Annotated in this window: 17 protein-coding genes; all 17 read right to left on the bottom strand. The window is 66.2% G+C overall.

The features are described 5' to 3' along the window. Positions 1–132: 132 nt before the first annotated feature. Complete coding sequence (locus FHW79_RS09185; protein WP_183178625.1) at positions 133–552, bottom strand: hypothetical protein; 420 nt, start codon at positions 550–552, stop codon at positions 133–135. 73 nt (positions 553–625) lie between these two features. After that, the gene (locus tag FHW79_RS09190; protein ID WP_247884246.1) at positions 626–892 is read right to left on the bottom strand and encodes a hypothetical protein; all 267 of its coding nucleotides are present in this window, start codon (positions 890–892) and stop codon (positions 626–628) included. A gap of 133 nt (positions 893–1,025) precedes the next feature. Beyond that, entirely contained in the window at positions 1,026–1,838 is an 813-nt protein-coding gene (locus FHW79_RS09195) for an inositol monophosphatase family protein (RefSeq protein WP_183178627.1), read from the bottom strand. Continuing rightward, the gene (locus tag FHW79_RS09200) at positions 1,835–2,404 is read right to left on the bottom strand and encodes a hypothetical protein (protein WP_183178628.1); all 570 of its coding nucleotides are present in this window, start codon (positions 2,402–2,404) and stop codon (positions 1,835–1,837) included. Before FHW79_RS09200 ends, FHW79_RS09195 begins: the two co-directional genes overlap by 4 nt. A 62-nt stretch (positions 2,405–2,466) precedes the next feature. Further along, positions 2,467–2,751, bottom strand: a complete 285-nt coding sequence (locus FHW79_RS09205) for a hypothetical protein (RefSeq protein WP_183178629.1) — start codon at positions 2,749–2,751, stop codon at positions 2,467–2,469. A gap of 172 nt (positions 2,752–2,923) precedes the next feature. Further along, positions 2,924–4,183, bottom strand: coding sequence for a GTPase HflX (hflX, locus tag FHW79_RS09210; protein WP_183178630.1), 1,260 nt, complete (start codon positions 4,181–4,183; stop codon positions 2,924–2,926). A 52-nt stretch (positions 4,184–4,235) separates the two neighbouring features. Continuing rightward, positions 4,236–4,484, bottom strand: a complete 249-nt coding sequence (gene hfq / locus FHW79_RS09215; RefSeq protein ID WP_035675971.1) for an RNA chaperone Hfq — start codon at positions 4,482–4,484, stop codon at positions 4,236–4,238. A 95-nt stretch (positions 4,485–4,579) separates the two neighbouring features. Further along, positions 4,580–5,278 (bottom strand): HAD family hydrolase, encoded by a 699-nt coding sequence (locus tag FHW79_RS09220; RefSeq protein ID WP_183178631.1) that lies wholly within the window; start codon positions 5,276–5,278, stop codon positions 4,580–4,582. After that, positions 5,275–6,138, bottom strand: a complete 864-nt coding sequence (locus FHW79_RS09225; RefSeq protein WP_183178632.1) for a D-amino-acid transaminase — start codon at positions 6,136–6,138, stop codon at positions 5,275–5,277. Before FHW79_RS09225 ends, FHW79_RS09220 begins: the two co-directional genes overlap by 4 nt. A gap of 42 nt (positions 6,139–6,180) precedes the next feature. Beyond that, positions 6,181–7,557: a Trk system potassium transporter TrkA gene (gene trkA, locus FHW79_RS09230; RefSeq protein WP_183178633.1), complete on the bottom strand. Its 1,377-nt coding sequence runs from the start codon at positions 7,555–7,557 to the stop codon at positions 6,181–6,183. A gap of 209 nt (positions 7,558–7,766) precedes the next feature. After that, positions 7,767–8,075 (bottom strand): hypothetical protein, encoded by a 309-nt coding sequence (locus FHW79_RS09235; protein ID WP_183178634.1) that lies wholly within the window; start codon positions 8,073–8,075, stop codon positions 7,767–7,769. 366 nt (positions 8,076–8,441) lie between these two features. After that, complete coding sequence (locus FHW79_RS09240; protein WP_183178635.1) at positions 8,442–9,842, bottom strand: sigma-54 dependent transcriptional regulator; 1,401 nt, start codon at positions 9,840–9,842, stop codon at positions 8,442–8,444. Continuing rightward, complete coding sequence (locus FHW79_RS09245) at positions 9,832–12,153, bottom strand: PAS domain-containing sensor histidine kinase (protein WP_183178636.1); 2,322 nt, start codon at positions 12,151–12,153, stop codon at positions 9,832–9,834. Before FHW79_RS09245 ends, FHW79_RS09240 begins: the two co-directional genes overlap by 11 nt. 186 nt (positions 12,154–12,339) lie before the next feature. Continuing rightward, the gene (ntrC, locus tag FHW79_RS09250; RefSeq protein ID WP_183178637.1) at positions 12,340–13,785 is read right to left on the bottom strand and encodes a nitrogen regulation protein NR(I); all 1,446 of its coding nucleotides are present in this window, start codon (positions 13,783–13,785) and stop codon (positions 12,340–12,342) included. After that, the gene (locus tag FHW79_RS09255; RefSeq protein ID WP_183178638.1) at positions 13,782–14,984 is read right to left on the bottom strand and encodes an ATP-binding protein; all 1,203 of its coding nucleotides are present in this window, start codon (positions 14,982–14,984) and stop codon (positions 13,782–13,784) included. Before FHW79_RS09255 ends, ntrC begins: the two co-directional genes overlap by 4 nt. Further along, positions 14,984–15,970, bottom strand: a complete 987-nt coding sequence (gene dusB / locus FHW79_RS09260) for a tRNA dihydrouridine synthase DusB (RefSeq protein WP_183178639.1) — start codon at positions 15,968–15,970, stop codon at positions 14,984–14,986. Before dusB ends, FHW79_RS09255 begins: the two co-directional genes overlap by 1 nt. Positions 15,971–16,094: 124 nt before the next feature. Continuing rightward, complete coding sequence (gene ccsA / locus FHW79_RS09265) at positions 16,095–16,910, bottom strand: cytochrome c biogenesis protein CcsA (protein ID WP_145672028.1); 816 nt, start codon at positions 16,908–16,910, stop codon at positions 16,095–16,097. Positions 16,911–16,971: the final 61 nt, after the last annotated feature.

Consider the following 16,971-nt stretch of genomic DNA (forward strand, 5'->3'; position numbering starts at 1 on the left):
AGCCGACCCGTCACAGCGAGAAAAGGGAACAGGCCCTGCCGGATCATCAAAATCGTATAAGCAAGATTATGGAAAATAATGTCAGGAGGAAGCGAGGAGGGCGACTCTGGCCGCCCTCTGCTCTCCGATTCTTCAGCCTCCGCGGAATCCCTTCAGGCTTTCAGCAGGCGGCGGCGGCGGAAAATCCGCGTCACGGGCGGCCTGGATCAGCGATTCCACGAAAGACCGGTACGGATCGCTGGACGTTTTGGGAGCCTCAGCCGGCTCGATCGGACCGTCATAGCCGGTGTCACTCGGAATGAGCGCTCCATACTCCGAACTTTCCAGCGTTGGCGATAGAAAAACCGAATGGGTCGTCGTGGCCGGCTCGCCGACATGACGTTGGGAAGGCTTCAGCGAGAAATTCCCGTTGGCGTCCGGCATCGACAGGATCATCACCCCGTGCTCCACCGTCTCCTTGTCCCGCGCGTTCTGCCGCGCGTCGGTGTCGAAGGCGCTTCGTGGGTAGACGCTCTCGATGCTCGAGGGATCGTGGATGTTGGCCGTCTGCATGGAATCACCCGCCGTTGTTGCGTTGGTCCAACACACATTGGCAATGCCGGGTTCCGGGAGGCCGGGGCCCATGTCACTCCATGGAATGCACGTGCGCGGCGGGGCGCGCCTTCCGTCGCTGCGGCGGCGCCACGCTGAGCACCGGCTCGGTGTCGATCGCGCGAACCTCCTCATGTTCCAAGGCAACATCCGCGGTGTCGGAGTCCGAGGAGCACCGCACCGCACCGGCGAACGATGTGCTCCCATCTGCGGGTTGACAGTCGGCTATCCGCTCCGCACAGGCCGTAGGCACCAGCAATGCCGCCACCAACAGCACGCTCTTCAGGGCAATGGCCTTCATGTTCGGGCGCTCCGCAAGGCTCACGGCGGCCGTTTCCGGCATCCTGGCACTATAAGGCCGCCGTGCTCGCCGAGTTCCCGCCGAATCCGGTCCCCGCCGTAGGACGTGTGCGGTAGTCCGGTGCGCCCCCGCCTTAGCCGAACAGATGCCGGTGCATCACCTCCCAACTCGCACGGTCGGGGGTCAGCATCACCCCACCGTTGAGGACGGTCGGACGATAGGGCGAACCGTCGAACAGCGCGCTGTAGCCGCCGGCCTCCGCGTGGAGCAGAACGCCCGCCGCGTGGTCCCAGGGCATCAGGCGATGGTACATCGAGAAATGCGCCCGGCCGTCGAGCAGGCGTAAATACTCCTGCGCGGCGCTGGACAGGCAGACGCGCGGTCCGAGGGAGCGTCCGCGCTCGTCCAACTGGCGCCCCAAATCCTCGGCGCAGAAGCGCGTCGACAGCGCACCGGTCATCTCGGTCAGCGGGACCGCCGGGGCGACCGTAACGCGCTTGCCGTTCAGGTAGGCGCCCTGCCCTTTCACCGCCGTGGCGATGCGACCGTCGCACGGGTCGTAGATCCAGCCGGCCAGCGTTTCGCCGCGGCAGGCCAAGGCAATGATTACCGCAAAGAGCGGGCGCCCGTTCGCGAAGTTCAGGGTGCCGTCGATCGGGTCGATGATCCAGACCGGTGCGTCGCCGTGGATGCGGTCGAGCAGCGATTTGTCCTCGGACACCGCTTCCTCCCCCACCACCGTGCTGCCGGGAAGCAGGTCCAGCAGGCGCGGCGTCAGAGCGCGTTCGCCCGCCTCGTCGGCCAGGGTCACGAGATCGGCCGGCCCGGTCTTTTCCCGGATGCCGGCGTTCGCCAGATCGCGGAAATAGGGAAGGATCTCGCTTTCCGCGACCTCGCGGATGATCGCGGTGACACGGTCGACGTCAGGAATCGGAAAATCTGTCACGGTTTCGGTGCCGCTTTGTTGGATCGGGGGTCGAGTCTCAGAACCGTTCCGCCATCCTTCGGCGGTTCGGGCAGCATGACTTTGCCGTCCAAGCCGCTGTCTTTCAACGCTTTGACCAGCGCGTCATAGGTGGCCTGATCGGCCGTCGGGTTCGGGGCGGGCGGCGTGCCGGTCAGCGGACCGGGTTCCGGCGGCTTGCGCGGCGCGTTCGGGTCGGGCGGAGACTGCGGCACGTCACGGGCCCCCCGCGTCTCCTCCTTGGGCGGTGGCGGGGGCGGACGCCACAGGCGGAAGCAGTCGGTGAAGGTCGCTTCCTTGCAGGCTTTCAGCAATTCCTTCGGGTCCGGCGCCACAACCAGCGGGCTGAACGGGGCGGCGGGAAATTCCGCGGGTTCCGGTGGCAAGGGATCTTCCGGCGCGACCGGAGGCTCTTCGACGAATCCCGGCGGCAACACCCGCTCGGCGGCGGCAGCGGTGCCCGCGAAGGCCAAAAACGCCAGGGACAGGAGAGCGATCGGGACGCGCAAGGGAATCCGAAAACGAAAAGGAGCGGGCCGAGCACCCATTATGGCGCCCTGCCCGCTGCATAGCCACGGACAAATCCTTGTCCGGCCACCCGTCACCTTCGTCAGGAGCGTGGCAGGCTGTCGCTTGGGGTGGCGTGCAGCGCCCAGGCGGCCAGCTCGGATCGCAGGGCGGCAATCTTGCCGCTTTCCGTCGGGTTGGTTTCCTTGCGCCAAGCGTCGCTGATGATTTCCAGAAGACGGGCGCGACCGGCGGTGTCGCGCGACAGTTCCTGGATGCGCAGCACCGCGGCACCGGGCGACAACTGCTCCTGCCGGGCGACCAGGGTCACCTGATCGGCCAGAAAGGCGGTGATCGAAAAGTGTGTTGGATCGGTCTGCAAACGCATAGGCGGGCCTCCTCCCGGGGATAACCCATCGGCTCCCCGGCTCAAATATCGGGGGCGCGTTGGGAAAAGGCTACACCTCGGACGTCGTAGGACGGGGCTGAAATCGGGCGCGTCATGTCGTCGCACGTATGCGAATGAATTATGACGCGCCCGATGCCTCTATGGCGAAAGATCAGCCGTGCACGAACCTTTTCTCGAAACGGGCCAGATCCGCAGGGTCGATGGCCACCTGGATGTGGGCCTGGACCTCGTCGTCCCGTCGTTCCAGCACCTCACCTTTTGCATAGAGCCACGCGAGCGCCGCTCCGTCTCCCAACTCCACGGACAGGTCCACCACATGGCGGTGGGCGTTCATCCGCTGGTCGAGCAACCGGTCGAGGTCGGCGATCCCCGCACCCGACAGGGCGGACACCGCAACGGCGCGCGGGTTGCGGGCCGTCTGGGCAAGGATCGCCTCGCGGGACTCGTCGTCCAGCGCGTCGATCTTGTTCAGCACCTCGATCACGCGGTCGTCGGCGTCCGGGTCGATGCCCATGTCGCTCATGACTTCGTGCACGTCGGCCTTCTGGGCCTCGCTGTCCTGGTGGGACACGTCGCGGACATGCAGGATGATGTCGGCGGCGTCCACCTCCTCCAGCGTCGCTCGGAAGGCGGCGACGAGGCCGTGCGGCAGGTCGGAGATGAAGCCCACGGTGTCCGACAGTATCACCTTGCGCCCGGATGGCAGGGTCACCTGACGCATCGTCGGGTCCAGCGTGGCGAACAGCAGGTCCTTGGCGAAGACATCGGCGTTGGCCAGCCGGTTGAACAGCGTCGACTTGCCGGCGTTGGTGTAGCCGACCAGCGCCACCACCGGGTACGGCACCTTGGCGCGGGCCTTGCGGTGCAGGCTGCGGGTGCGGCGCACCTCCTCCAGCTCCTTCTTGATCTTGACGATGCGGTCGCCGATCAGGCGGCGGTCCATCTCAAGCTGGGATTCGCCGGGGCCGCCGAGGAAGCCGAAGCCGCCGCGCTGGCGTTCCAGGTGGGTCCAGGAACGGACGAGGCGTGACTTCTGGTAGGTCAGGGCGGCCAGCTCGACCTGGAGCATGCCTTCGCGCGTGCGGGCGCGGGCGCCGAAGATCTCCAGGATCAGGCCGGTGCGGTCGATGACCTTGACCTTCAGGGCCTTTTCCAGATTGCGCTGCTGCACCGGCGACAGCGCGTGGTCGAGGATGACGAGGGATGCCTCCGTCTCCTCCACGATCTGGGCGAAATGCTCCACCGTCCCCGACCCGAGAAGGATCGAAGGCTGCGGGCGGTTCACCCGCGCGCATTCGGCGTGCACGACCTCCAGATCGATGGCGCGGGCAAGGCCCACCGCCTCGTCCAGGCAGGATTCGGGATGGCGCAGGACCCCGTCCGCCTCATTGCGGAGGACGGGGTGGACCACGATGGCGCGGCCGGAGGCATCAGGCGTCCGGCCGTTGCCATTGGTCGGAAGATCAGACGTTTTCACCTTCCTTGGGCGGCTCGAAAAGTTGAATCGGATGCGCGGGCATCACGGTGGAGATGGCGTGCTTGTAGACAAGCTGCGAATGCGCGTCGCGTCGCAGCAGAACCGAGAAGTTGTCGAACCAGGTGATGATTCCCTGAAGTTTAACACCGTTCACGAGGAACACGGTTACGGGAGTCTTGTTCTTGCGGACGTGGTTGAGGAACACGTCCTGCACATTTTGGCTTTTTTCAGACATTTTATGTCGCCCCCTTCTTCAGTGTTTTTTGGAGCTCCTTGTTGGAAGCCCGCCCCCTGCAGCGATAAGGTTATGGTTGGTCGCAACCGTCTCGACTACTGGTCATCCGATATGGTGTCACCACCGCTGCCCACCAAGCCGCACAATGCATGGCAGGTGTCGTACCGATGGGCCGGAGGGAAGCGGGTGAAGCCGCTGCCCTCGCCCGCCCCTATTAGCACCGGGACCATTCCCGCGCCATGGGCACATTCCATGTCGATGTCGGCGTCCCCCAAGAACCAGACGTCCGGGCCGGGCGGAATGTTCGCCGGTTCGAGCGCCATGAGGACCGGCGCCTGATGCGGCTTGTCGAATTCGGCGTCCTGGGCGCCGACCAGACGGCCGAAAAAGCCGGTCCAGCCCAGCGCGTCGGCCTCCGCGCGCAGGAAGCGGCCGGTCTTGTTCGACACCACCGCCTGGTAGATTCCGCGGTCTGCGAAGCCGCGCAGCAAGGATTCCGCACCCGGCAGGGGCCGGAGATGCTCCAGGTGATGCGCCTCGAAATAGGCGTAGAAGAGGTCGCGCGCGTCGGTCCAGCGCTCCCCGAAGATCCGGGGGAAGCTGTCACGCAGCGACTGCTTGATGCGCTCCCGCGCCTCCTCCTCGGTCCAGGCCGGATGGCCGAAGGTGACCAGCGCGTGGTTCAGCGCGGCGCGCACGGTGCCCCAATTGTCGACCAGCGTGTTGTCCCAGTCGTAGAGGACGGCGCGCGGCAGCACGGGCAGACGGTCGATGACGGCGGCGGCGTCGCTCATGACGGCACCCCGGCGGCCACGTAATCGAGATAGGCCTGACGCAGCGTCCGGGTGATCGGCCCCGGTTTCCCCTCGCCCACTGGCTTGCCGTCGATGCGGGTCACCGGCAGCGCAAAGGTGCCGGCGGACGACACGAAGGCCTCGCGGGCGGCGAGCGCCTCCTCCACCGTGAAGCTGCGCTCCTCCACCGGGATGCCGCGCCCGCCGGCCAGCCGCAGGAGCGACTGGCGGGTGATGCCGTTCAGGATCTCCCGCGACGGGGCGCGGGTCACCAGAACGCCGTCCTGGGTGACGATCCAGGCGTTGGAGGAGGAGCCCTCCGTCACCGTGCCGTCGGGGGCGACCAGCCACGCCTCGTAGGCGCCGGATTCGGCGGCCTGCTGCTTCGCCAGCACGGGAGCGAGCAGGCCGACTGTCTTGATGTCGCACCGGCCCCAGCGGATATCGGGCGCCGTGACGACGGCCACCCCCTTCTCAAGCTGCTCCGGCTTGGCGAAGGCGGTGACCTTCTTGACGGTCATCACCAGCGTCGATGGAATGTCCGCCGGAAACTTGAAGTCGCGCGGGGCGACGCCGCGGGTGACCTGGATGTATAGCGAGCCGTTGCGGACGCCGTTCCGCCGCACCAGTTCGCGGGCGATCATCGTCACGACGCGCGGCGCCGCCGGCCAGTCCATGCGCAGTTCCGACAGGCTGCGGCCCAGACGCTCCATATGGCCGTCCAGATCCGCGAAGCGCCCGTCGAGGAGGGTGACCACCTCATAGACGCCGTCGGCGAACTGAAAGCCACGGTCTTCCACATGAACCGACGCCTGCCGGTGCGGCAGGTAGCGGCCGTTGACGTATGCCCATCGAGCCATGGATGTTCTTTTTGTTGGTGCCAGAAACGATACGAGGATGGATCAGAAAAATTCAAGCCGGACGGCGAACATCTTCTCCACCTTTTTCACCTGACCGGCGGTGGCGAGGATGATGACGCGGTCCTTCGGGCGGATCACCGTGGCCGGACGCGGGATGATCACCTCGTCGCCGCGCACGATGGCTCCGACGATGACACCGGAGGGCAGTTTCACCTCCCGCAGGGGGGTGTTCACCACCGCAGAGGTTTCCAGCGCCTCCGCCTCGATGACCTCGGCGAAGCCGTCGCGCAGGCTGTGCACCGCGCGGATGCGGCCGCGACGGACGTGCTGGAGGATGTTGGACACGGTGATGGCGCGCGGGCTGACCACCGCGTCGATTCCCAGCGGCGACACCAGCGAGGTGTAGGACGCCTTGTTGATCAGCGTGATGGCGCGCTTCGCCCCGTGCCGCTTGGCGAGCAGCGAGGACAGGATGTTGCCCTCGTCGTCGTTGGTCACCGCGACCACCGTCTCGGTGGCCCGGACGTTGGCCTCCTCCAGAATTTCCGGGTCCAGCCCGTCGCCGTGCAGCACCATGGTGCGCGACAGGCGCTGCGCCACATACTGGGCGCGGCTGCGGTTCATCTCGATGATGCGGGCGCTGACCTGGGGGTGTTTGGCCTCCAGTTCCTCCGCCAGACACAGCCCGATGTTGCCGCCGCCCAGGATGATGATGCGGCGGGCCTCCACCTCCTCGTGGCCGAAGGCGGCCATGGCGCGGTTCAGGTGGCGGTTGTCGCAGGCGAAATAGACCTCGTCGCCGGGCAGCATCTGGTCGTCGCCGCCGGGGATGAAGGACCGGTCGTTGCGGATGATCGCCACCACCTCCAGCCCAAGGTCGGGGAACAGGCCGGTCAACTGGCGCAGCGGCGTGTGCAGCACCGGGCAGGTCTCGGTGCACAGCACGCCGACGACGCGGACCTTGCCGTCCGCCAGCGGGATCATGTCGAAGGCGCCCGGCACCTGAAGCCGGCGCGCGATGGCCCGGGCCACCGCGATCTCCGGCGAGATGATGACGTCGATCGGCATGTGGTCGCGGCTGAACAGGTCCGCCCAGATCGGCTTCAGATAGCTCTGGTTGCGCACGCGGGCGATCTTCGTCGGCACCTTGAACAGGGCGTGTGCGACCTCGCAGGCGACCATGTTGATCTCATCGATCTGGGTGACCGCGATGATCATGTCGGTTTCGCCCGCCCCGGCCGCCTCCAGAACATCCGGGTGCGAGGCGTGGCCGACCATCGCCTGCACGTCGAGCGTGTCGCCGATCCGCTGGATGAGTTCCGGCGAATGGTCGATCACCGTGACGTTGTTGCCCTCCGACGCCAGATAGCGCGCGATGTTCGAGCCGACCTGGCCGGCTCCGCAAACGATGACCTTCACGGCCTCTGCACCCTTCCCTGCCCATTCTCCAGGCACTTAGGACAGGGACCTTATCATTTTGCGCGAGGGCGCACCAACTCTATGTTTGCGAAGGAAAATACGGGCCGACAGGCAAGCGTGGACAGGATGAAGGGTGATGGACGCGCCCTGCCCCATCACCCTCCCCCAGCGGTCATCGCGAAACGGATGCCCGTCTTCCAGCCTTGGCGTCAGCTGTTGTCGATCGTGTAATAGAACTGCGTAACGACTCCTTCCGGAGCACCGTCCTTGCGGGTGTCGAAGTTGAAGTCCTGCGATCTGCCGTCGATGTTGACCGAACCCTGGACATGGGCCGGCCCGTTGAAATTCACTCCGACTAGCAGAAGCTGATTCACGCCGGCCTGGAGATTGCCGGTCAACGCGACCTGTTCATTGATCGATTCACCGCCGCCAATACGGTTGTAAACTTGAGCGCCGTTCAGATAGGCAACAAGTTGGTTGTCAGTGTAATTGACCGTCAAAACAGCAATGGTCGCCATATTGCGATTCCTCCTCACAGAAAGAAATTTTGTTCGTCTTTAAGCAAGTCCATAAGACAATAATTATTTAGGCAACTATGTTAGATCAACGCTAAAAATGTTAATATTGATTTCATAAAATATATAAATACGACTGTATTTACCTACACTTTGAAAAGATAGAAAGGACTCACTCTGGGTTAATCAAAAATAATAGAATTTTCGCGGCGCAAATTTAGAAGACACACACACTTATGAAGCAAATCGGCATCCACCGTTTTCAAGAAAACAAAAGCAGGTTTTCAAGCCGTCCGCGTTCAGGACATGCTCGAGAAACCTGCTTCTGGAGAAAAAATGGCGCCTTGTGCTTGACGAAGCTGGACCAGCCTATTCGACGAACAGCTTGCCCTTCTCGCTGCCGTGCACGCCAAGCGATTTCAGCTTCCGGTGCAAGGCCGAGCGCTCCATCCCCACGAAGGAGGCGGTGCGTGAGATGTTGCCGCCGAAGCGCGTCACCTGGGCCAGCAGATACTCGCGCTCGAACACCTCGCGGGCCTCGCGGAGCGGCAGGCCCATGATCTCGCCGCCCTTGTCCCATTTCAGGACGGTGGGGGTGATGGCGCCGATCTCCGGAGGCAGCTGATCGGCGCGGATCGGCTCCTTGGGGTCGCCCTGCGCCATGATGAGCAGCCAGTCGACCACGTTGCGCAGCTGGCGCACGTTGCCCGGCCAGTCGTAGGCCTGGAGCGCAGCCATGGCGTCCTCGCCGAAGTCACGCGCCGGCAGGCCGGCGGCCTCGGCGGAGCGCTGCATGAAGTGGCGCGCCAGCAGAGGAATGTCCTCGCGCCTCTCGGCCAGCGAGGGCACGCGGATCGGCACGACGGCGAGGCGGTAGAACAGGTCCTGGCGGAACCGGCCCTGGTCGATTTCCGCCTGGAGGTCGCGGTTGGAGGTGGCGACGACGCGCACGTCCACCTCCACCCGCTGGCCGCCACCGACCCGCTCGAACACCTGTTCCTGCAGGGCGCGGACGATCTTGCCCTGGGTTTCCAGAGGCATGTCGGCCACCTCGTCGAGCAGCAGCGTGCCGCCGTGCGCCTGTTCGAAGGTGCCGATCTTGCGGCCGCCGCCGTCCACCCCGGCCTCGGTCCCGAACAGTTCCATCTCCAGCCGGTCGGGGCGCATGGTGGCGCAGTTCAGCCCGACGAAGGGACCACCAGCCCGGCGCGACCGCGCGTGGATCAACCGGGCGACGACCTCCTTGCCGGATCCGGCGGGGCCCGTGACGAGGACGCGGCTGCCGGTGGGCGCCACCTTCTCGATGCTCTGGCGGACGTGGTTGACGGCGGTGGACCGGCCGATCAGCTCCACCTCGCCGCCGGCCCGCAGCTTCAGCTCCTCGTTCTCGCGCTTCAGCCGGGCCGCCTCGATGGCGCGGTCCACCATAAGCAGCAGCCGGTCGGCCTTGAACGGCTTCTCGATAAAGTCGTAGGCGCCGATCTTGATCGCCGAGACGGCGGTCTCGATGTTGCCGTGGCCCGAAATCATGATGACGGGCAGGTTCCGGTGGTCGCGCATGAGCTGTTCGAGAATCTGCAGCCCGTCCAGCCGGCTGCCCTGCAGCCAGATGTCCAGCACCACGAGACTGGGCCGGCGCGCGGAGACCTGGGCGAACGCCTGGTCGGCGTCCGCGGCCTCGCGCGTTTTCATACCCTCATCGTTCAGGATGCCGGCGATCAGCATCCGGATGTCCGCTTCGTCGTCGACGATCAGAATGTCATGCGCCATGGGCTGCGTGCCTCTTCTCTTCACCGGTCTCCGCCGGCGTGCCAACGCCAGCGGGGGCGTCGCCCGCGGCCATGCCGGAGCTGGTGGACGTGTTGGGGATGACCAGACCGACGCGCGCCCCGCCGCCTTCGCGGTCCTCCAGGGTCAGCACGCCGCCGTGGTCCTCCATGATCTTCTTGACGATCGCCAGCCCCAGCCCCGTGCCTTTGGCACGCGTCGTCACGTAGGGTTCGGTCAGCCGGTCGCGCTCTTCGGTCGGCAGGCCCTTGCCGTTGTCCTCGACGATCATCGCGATCCGCTCGGCATCGGCCTCGACTCGGATGGCGACATGGCCGGGCGGCAGTTCTGCACCCTCGGCGGGCGGCGGGCGCCCTTCGATGGCGTCCGCGGCGTTCTGCAGCAGGTTGGTCAGCGCCTGGCTGATCTGGCGGCTGTCGCAGGGCACGGTCAGCGGCCCCTGGGGAAGCACCATGTCGAACTTGATCTTCCCGGCGTGCGCGCTGGATTGCAGGAACACCGCCTGTCGAACGAGGTCGTTGAGGTTGCAGGGCTTCATCACCGGCTGCGGCATGCGCGCGAAGGCCGAGAATTCGTCCACCATGCGGCGGATGTCGTCCACCTGCCGGACGATGGTGTCCGTGCACATGGTGAAGACCTCGGTGTCGCTGGTGATCTCCTTCAGGTACTTGCGGCGCAACCGTTCGGCGGAAAGCTGGATCGGGGTCAGCGGATTCTTGATCTCATGGGCGATGCGGCGGGCGACGTCGGCCCAGGCCGCCTTGCGCTGGGCGGACACCAGTTCGGTGATGTCGTCGAAGGTCACCACATAACCGCGGATCTCTCCGCTGCCCCGCCCTTCGGTGGAGATGCGGACGAGCAGGGTCAGCGGCGTCGTGCCGGGCCGGCGGATCTGGATCTGGTCCTGCACCACGCGGCCCGGGCGCCCCGGCGCGTGGTCCAGAAGCTCCCCCATTTCCGGTGACAACTCGGCCAGCCTCATGCCGATCAGGCTTTCCGCATCCTCGACGCCGAGAAGGCGTGCGGCGGAGAAGTTGGGCAGGGTGATGCGGCCTTCGGCATCCAACCCGATCACACCGGCCGACACACCGCCCAGAACGGTCTCTGTGAAGCGGCGGCGCTCGTCGATCAGGCGGTTGGCGGAAAGAAGCTCGTGCCGCTGGCTTTCGATTTCCGTGGTCATGCGGTTGAAGGCGCGCGACAGCAGGCCAAGCTCGTCCTCACCCGGCGGTTCGGTCACGCGCACGGTCAGATCACCGGCGCGCACCCGCTCCGCCGCACCGATCAGGGCGCTGATCGGCCGCGCCAGACGCGTCGCGAAGATCAGCCCCGCCCAGACCGCGGCCAGCAGAAGCAGCATGGCCACGACCAGGAAGATCAGAGTGAAGGTGATCTGCAGGCTGCCGCGCTGGCTTTCCAGCGCCCCGAACTCCCGCACCGCCCCTTCCGCCGAGGCCATGTGCGAGAGCACGCGCGGCTCGACCATGCGCCCGACGTAGAGATAGGTGTCGGCGAAGCGGTCCAGCCGGACCAGCGCGCGCACGCGGTCGTCGTTCTCGCTGACGATCATCGCCACCTCGCCGCGGCGGGCGGTGGCGAGCTTGTCGTCGGGAATCGGATCGAACTCCAACGCGAAGGTGTAGCCGGAGCGCGCGACGATGGCGCCGGTCGTCCCGTTGAAGACGATGGCCTCCGACAGGGCGCGCAGCATCGCCTGGGTGGCGACCACCTGCTCGAACCGCTCGGGGTCGCTGGCCAACCGCGCCGCCTCCTGGTTCAGGTCGTTCGCCATGGCGAGCGCGTCGGCGCGGATGTTCTGCTGATGCTCGTGCAGATAGGCGCTGGCGACCGCCAACGATTCGTTGACCGCCGTGCGCACCCGCTCGCTGAACCAGGACTGCACGCCGACATAAAAGAAAACCGTGGAGAAGATGGCCATGATGATGGCCGGGGCGACGGCGAGCAGGCTGAACACCGCGACCAGCCGCACATGCATCTGCGACCCGGCGAGGCCGCGCCGCCGCCCGATCCACAAATAGACAATCCTCCGCGCGATCAGCACGCCGAGAAGGAGCAGAAGCGCCAGATCGAGGGTCAGCAGCCACGTGACGGTGCGCGGGTTGGTCTCCCCGAAGGGCGCGCTCTCCGTCAGCGCCGTGTAGGTCGCGAAGCCCGCCACCAAGGCGGCCAACGACAGCGCGAAGGCAAGCCGCTTCGCCAACCCGACCCGGGTTGCCCAGCGAAGGAACTGCTGCCAAAGCGGCGTGGCGGTTTCAGGGGGTGTGGGCGACATCAATCCGGCAACCAGTCTGTTGCCAGAATGATACATGAGCTGTTGCCGTCCTGCCAAGCGGCAACCCCTCTGCCTTTCGCACAGTCCCTAAGGAGCATCGCGAACGGCAGAGGCGCCGCAGGCCTGTCGCAAAAACAACACGCTGTGGAGCGGCAGCGACGCCCTGCCGCCCCGTCGGGCGTCGGGTCACTTCAGCCCGCGCACCACCTGGATGTCGAGATCGCGGATCTTCTTGCGCAACGTGTTGCGGTTGAGGCCCAGCAGTTGCGCCGCCTTGATCTGGTTGCCCCGTGTCGCCGAGAGGCTGAGCGAGATCAGCGGCCGCTCCACCTCACGCAGCACCCGGTCGTAGAGGCCATTCGACGGCATGCCGTCCTTGTGTGCGGCGAAATAGTCCTTGAGGTGCCGCTCCACGGCGGCGGACAGACCCTCGCCCTGGGGTTCCTCCACCGTTTGGACGGCGGGCGTGGCATCCGCGAGTTCCGCCTCCACCACGTCCAGCCCGATGACCTCCTGCGAATAGAGCGCGGCGAGGCGGCGGACCAGATTCTCCAGCTCGCGCACATTGCCCGGCCAGCGGTAGCGCTTCAACCGGTCCATGGCGGGCTGGTCGATGCTCTTCACCGGCAGCCCTTGGGCCGAGCACTGGTTCAGGAAATGGCGGACCAGGAGCGGCACGTCCTCCGTACGCTCGCGCAGCGGCGGCAGGCGGATGGGGACGACGCACAGGCGGTAGAACAGATCCTCGCGGAACAGGCCCTGGCGGATCAACGTGCGCAGGTCGCGGTGGGTCGCGGCGACGATGCGTACGTCCGTCTTGATGGGTGTACGCCCGCCGACGGTGGTGTACTCCCCCTCCTGCAGCACGCGCAGCAGGCGGGTCTGCGCCTCCAGCGGCATGTCGCCGATCTCGTCGAGGAACAGGGTGCCGCCCTGCGCCTGCTCGAAGCGGCCGGTCGAGCGGTTGGTGGCCCCGGTGAAGGCGCCCTTCTCGTGGCCGAACAGCTCGGACTCGATCAGCTCGCGCGGGATGGCCGCCATGTTGATGGCGACGAAGGGACCGTTGCGTCGCTTGCCGTAATCGTGCAGCGCACGCGCCACCAGCTCCTTGCCGGTGCCCGACTCGCCGGTGATCGTCACCGTCAGGTCGGTGCCCATCAAACGGGCAAGGACGCGGTAGATCTCCTGCATCGCCGGCGAGCGGCCGATGAGGGGAAGCTGTTCGTCCGCCTCGCCGGCATCGGCGGGGAGAGGGGCCGGCGGGGTGTTGGAGTTCAACGCCCGCTCGACGACGGAGACCAGCTCCTTCAGATCGAAGGGCTTGGGCAGATACTCGAAGGCGCCGCGCTCCGCCGCCTTCACGGCGGTGATCAGCGTGTTCTGCGCGCTCATCACGATGATGCGCAGGTCGGGCCGGATCTTCTTGATCCGCGGGATCAGGTCCAGACCGTTCTCGTCGGGCATCACCACGTCGGTGATGATGAGGTCGCCCTGCCCGTCCGCCACCCAGCGCCAGAGCGTGGAGGCGTTACCGGTGGTGCGCACCTCGTGGCCGAGGCGGGCGAGCGCCTGGGTCAGAACGGTGCGGATGGCGCGGTCGTCGTCCGCAACCAGGATCGTGGCCGCACTCATCCGATGGCCCCTCGGATGCTTCTGGCCGGTGCCGGATCGCCGCTCATCTGCGCTTCATCGAACATGGGTAGCGAGACCTTGAAGACGGTGCGGCGCGGCTGGCTGTCAAATTCGATGACGCCGCCGTGGTCGCCGACGATTTTGGCTACCAATGCAAGTCCCAGGCCAGTCCCATTGACCTTGGTCGTAATGAACGCATCGAACAGGTTGGAGCGCAGGTCGTCGGGTATGCCGTCCCCATTATCCTGAACGGACACCAGCAACGGCAGGTGCAGCCGGGTATCGCCGCCGGGCAGCGCCATGCGGACACCGTGCTGATAAGATGTGCTGAGTATGATCTCGCCGCCCGATTCTGGTGCAGCTTCTGCCGCATTTTTAATCAGGTTGAGGAAAATCTGAATGAGCTGGTCACGGTTGCCGTAGACCGGCGGCAGCGACGGGTCGTAGCGCTCGATGAAACGGATGTTCCGCGCGAAGCCGCTCTGGGCCACCTTGCGGACATGCTCCAGAACGGTGTGGATGTTCACCGCATCGCGCTCCAGCGGGCGCTGGTCGGAGAAGACCTCCATCCGGTTGACCAGGGCGACGATGCGGTCGGCCTCGTCGCAGATCAGCCGGGTGAGCACCCGGTCGGCCTCGCTGCAGTTCTCCTCCAGAAGCTGCGCGGCCCCGCGGATGCCCGACAGCGGGTTCTTCACCTCGTGCCCGAGCATCGACGCCATTGCGGTGACCGAGCGGGCGGCGTTGCGGTGGGTCAGCGAATTGTCGATCTTGCGGGCCAGCGTGCGCTCGTTGACCGTCAGCAGCACATGGTCGGCCGGCTCGCCCAGCGCGGTCACCCGCACGGTGACGTGGTGCGGGCCGATGCGTGGGGTGTCGATGACGACGCCCTCCTGGGAGGCGCGATGCCGGCCCTGCTGGACCTGCTCGATCAGCTGGCTGACCGGGCTGTTGGGCGGCAGCAGCTCGGCCAGCGGCATGCCTTCCATCATGGCGGCGGACAGGCCAAAGAACTCCTGCGCCTCCAGATTCACGTAGCGGATGTCGCCGGAGCCGTCGACGACCAGAACCGGGTCGGGGAGCGCGTTCAGCATGACGGACGGATCGATGCAGGGACGGACGGGGCGGTAGGAACTGGAGGGCGCGCGGGGCCGCGCCGGGCGGCGGGGCAACGGAGCAGCGGCAGATGCACGGGCCATCAGGCAGCCATCCTTTCGATCGCCGGGGCGTAGAAGTCGCGGATGAAGCCGCGCACTCGTTCGGGATCGGACATGCGGTTGACCTCCGAGCGGAATTCGGCGGAGTCGCGCAGGCCCGTGGAGTACCAAGAGATGTGCTTGCGGGCGACGCGCAGCCCGCCCTCGACGCCGTAATGGGTCAGCATGGCGTCGTAATGCTCCAGCAGCGTGTTGAGCTGCTCGTGGAGCGGTGGATCGGGCAACCGCTCGCCGGTGCGGATGTAATGCATCACCTGGGCGGGGAACCAGGGGCGCCCGTAGGCACCGCGCCCGATCATCACCCCGTCGGCGCCGGACTCGGCGAGCGCGCGGTCCACCGCGTCGAAGGACGTGATGTCGCCGTTGACCACCACCGGGATCGACACCGCCTCCTTCACGGAACGGATGAAGGACCAGTCGGCGGTGCCGTTGTAGAATTGCTCGCGTGTCCGGCCGTGGATGGTCACCAGCTTGATCCCGCACTCTTCGGCGATGCGGGCCAGCCGGGGAGCGTTCAGGCTGTTGTCGTCCCAGCCCTTGCGCATCTTCAGCGTCACGGGGATGGACACCGCCTTCGCCGTGGCCTCCAGGATGCGGGCGGCGAGCGCCTCGTCCCGCATCAGGGAGGAGCCGGCGTGGCCGTTGACCACCTTCTTCACCGGGCAGCCGAAGTTGATGTCGACGACGGCGGCTCCGCGGTCCTCGTTGAGCTTCGCCGCCTCGGCCATCACCTCGGGCTCGCAGCCGGCAAGCTGGACGGCCATGGGGAACTGCTCCGGCTCGCATTCGACCATGCGCAGGGTCTGGCGGTTCTCGCGGATCATCGCTTGGCTCGCGACCATCTCGGAGACGACCAGCCCGCAGCCGGACCGCTTCACAAGCCGCCGGAACGGCAGGTCCGTGACGCCGGACATAGGGGCGAGGATCACCGGACCCTCAAGCGAGATGGTGCCGATTTGAATGGCCATGTTCACCTGCCCACATGATGGGCACATTAGCGATATGATGAGAATTTGTGCACGGTAGCACAGCGTTTCGGCATGTTGCAAGTGCACATCCCGCGTGCGCCGCGGTGGCTGTCATGCGCCGGGTTTAGCCAATCAGAACGTCGGTGACGAATTTGACGCCCGGATAGGCGAGGGTCAGCAGCAGATAGGCGATCAGCACGAGACGCGCCGCCATCCGCCCGCGCACACCGGTGCGGGCGTGGGCCAGCAGCAACCCGCCGATGACGACGAAGCTGGCGACCGACAGAAGCGTCTTGTGGTCGGCGCGCAGCGGCGCGCCGGTTTCGTAATAGAGCACCGCCATTCCCGTGGCGAGACCGGCGCCCAGGACCGCCTCCGACGCGGCGAGCAGATGGAGCTGCATCCGCTCGCTTTCCGCCACCGGAGGCAGGAAGCGGGTCAGCGGGGTCGGGCGTTTCGACTTCAGCGCCCGCTCCTGAAGGAAGGCGGCGAGCGACGCCACGGCGGCCATGGTCAGCAGCGCGTAGGTGATGACCGACACGGCGATGTGCAGGTCGATCCAGATGCCCGGGGCGCCGCCGCGCAGCACCGGCGCCGGGGCCTGCTGGGCCAGCGTCGCGAAGGCGCCGACGGTCAGCAGATAGGGCAGCAGCAGCGGCGACAGCCGCCACGCCGACCGGGTCAGCGCGCTCATGGCCATGAACAGCAGCATGCAGGCGGCGATGGTGATCCACAGCGCGGTGGACAGACCGGTGTGCCAGCGTCCCGCCACCTGGGTCAGCGCCCAGGCCGCCGGCCCGGCGAAACCCAGCGCCAGGGCGCCCCAGAAATAGGCGGAGCGGCCGTCCGCCCCCTGCCCTGCGATCCGGTGGTACGGGTAGATGGACGCCGGCAGCAGCGCCATCAGCGCGGTCAGGCTGTAGACGATGTTCTGCGACATGCGGCGGACCCGTGCCCTTCCCTCTGCGGAAACCCAAAGTCGCTGTTGGACAAGTCTCTGA

It is taken from the genome of Azospirillum sp. OGB3 (assembly GCF_014192915.1).
Taxonomy (GTDB): Bacteria; Pseudomonadota; Alphaproteobacteria; order Azospirillales; family Azospirillaceae; genus Azospirillum.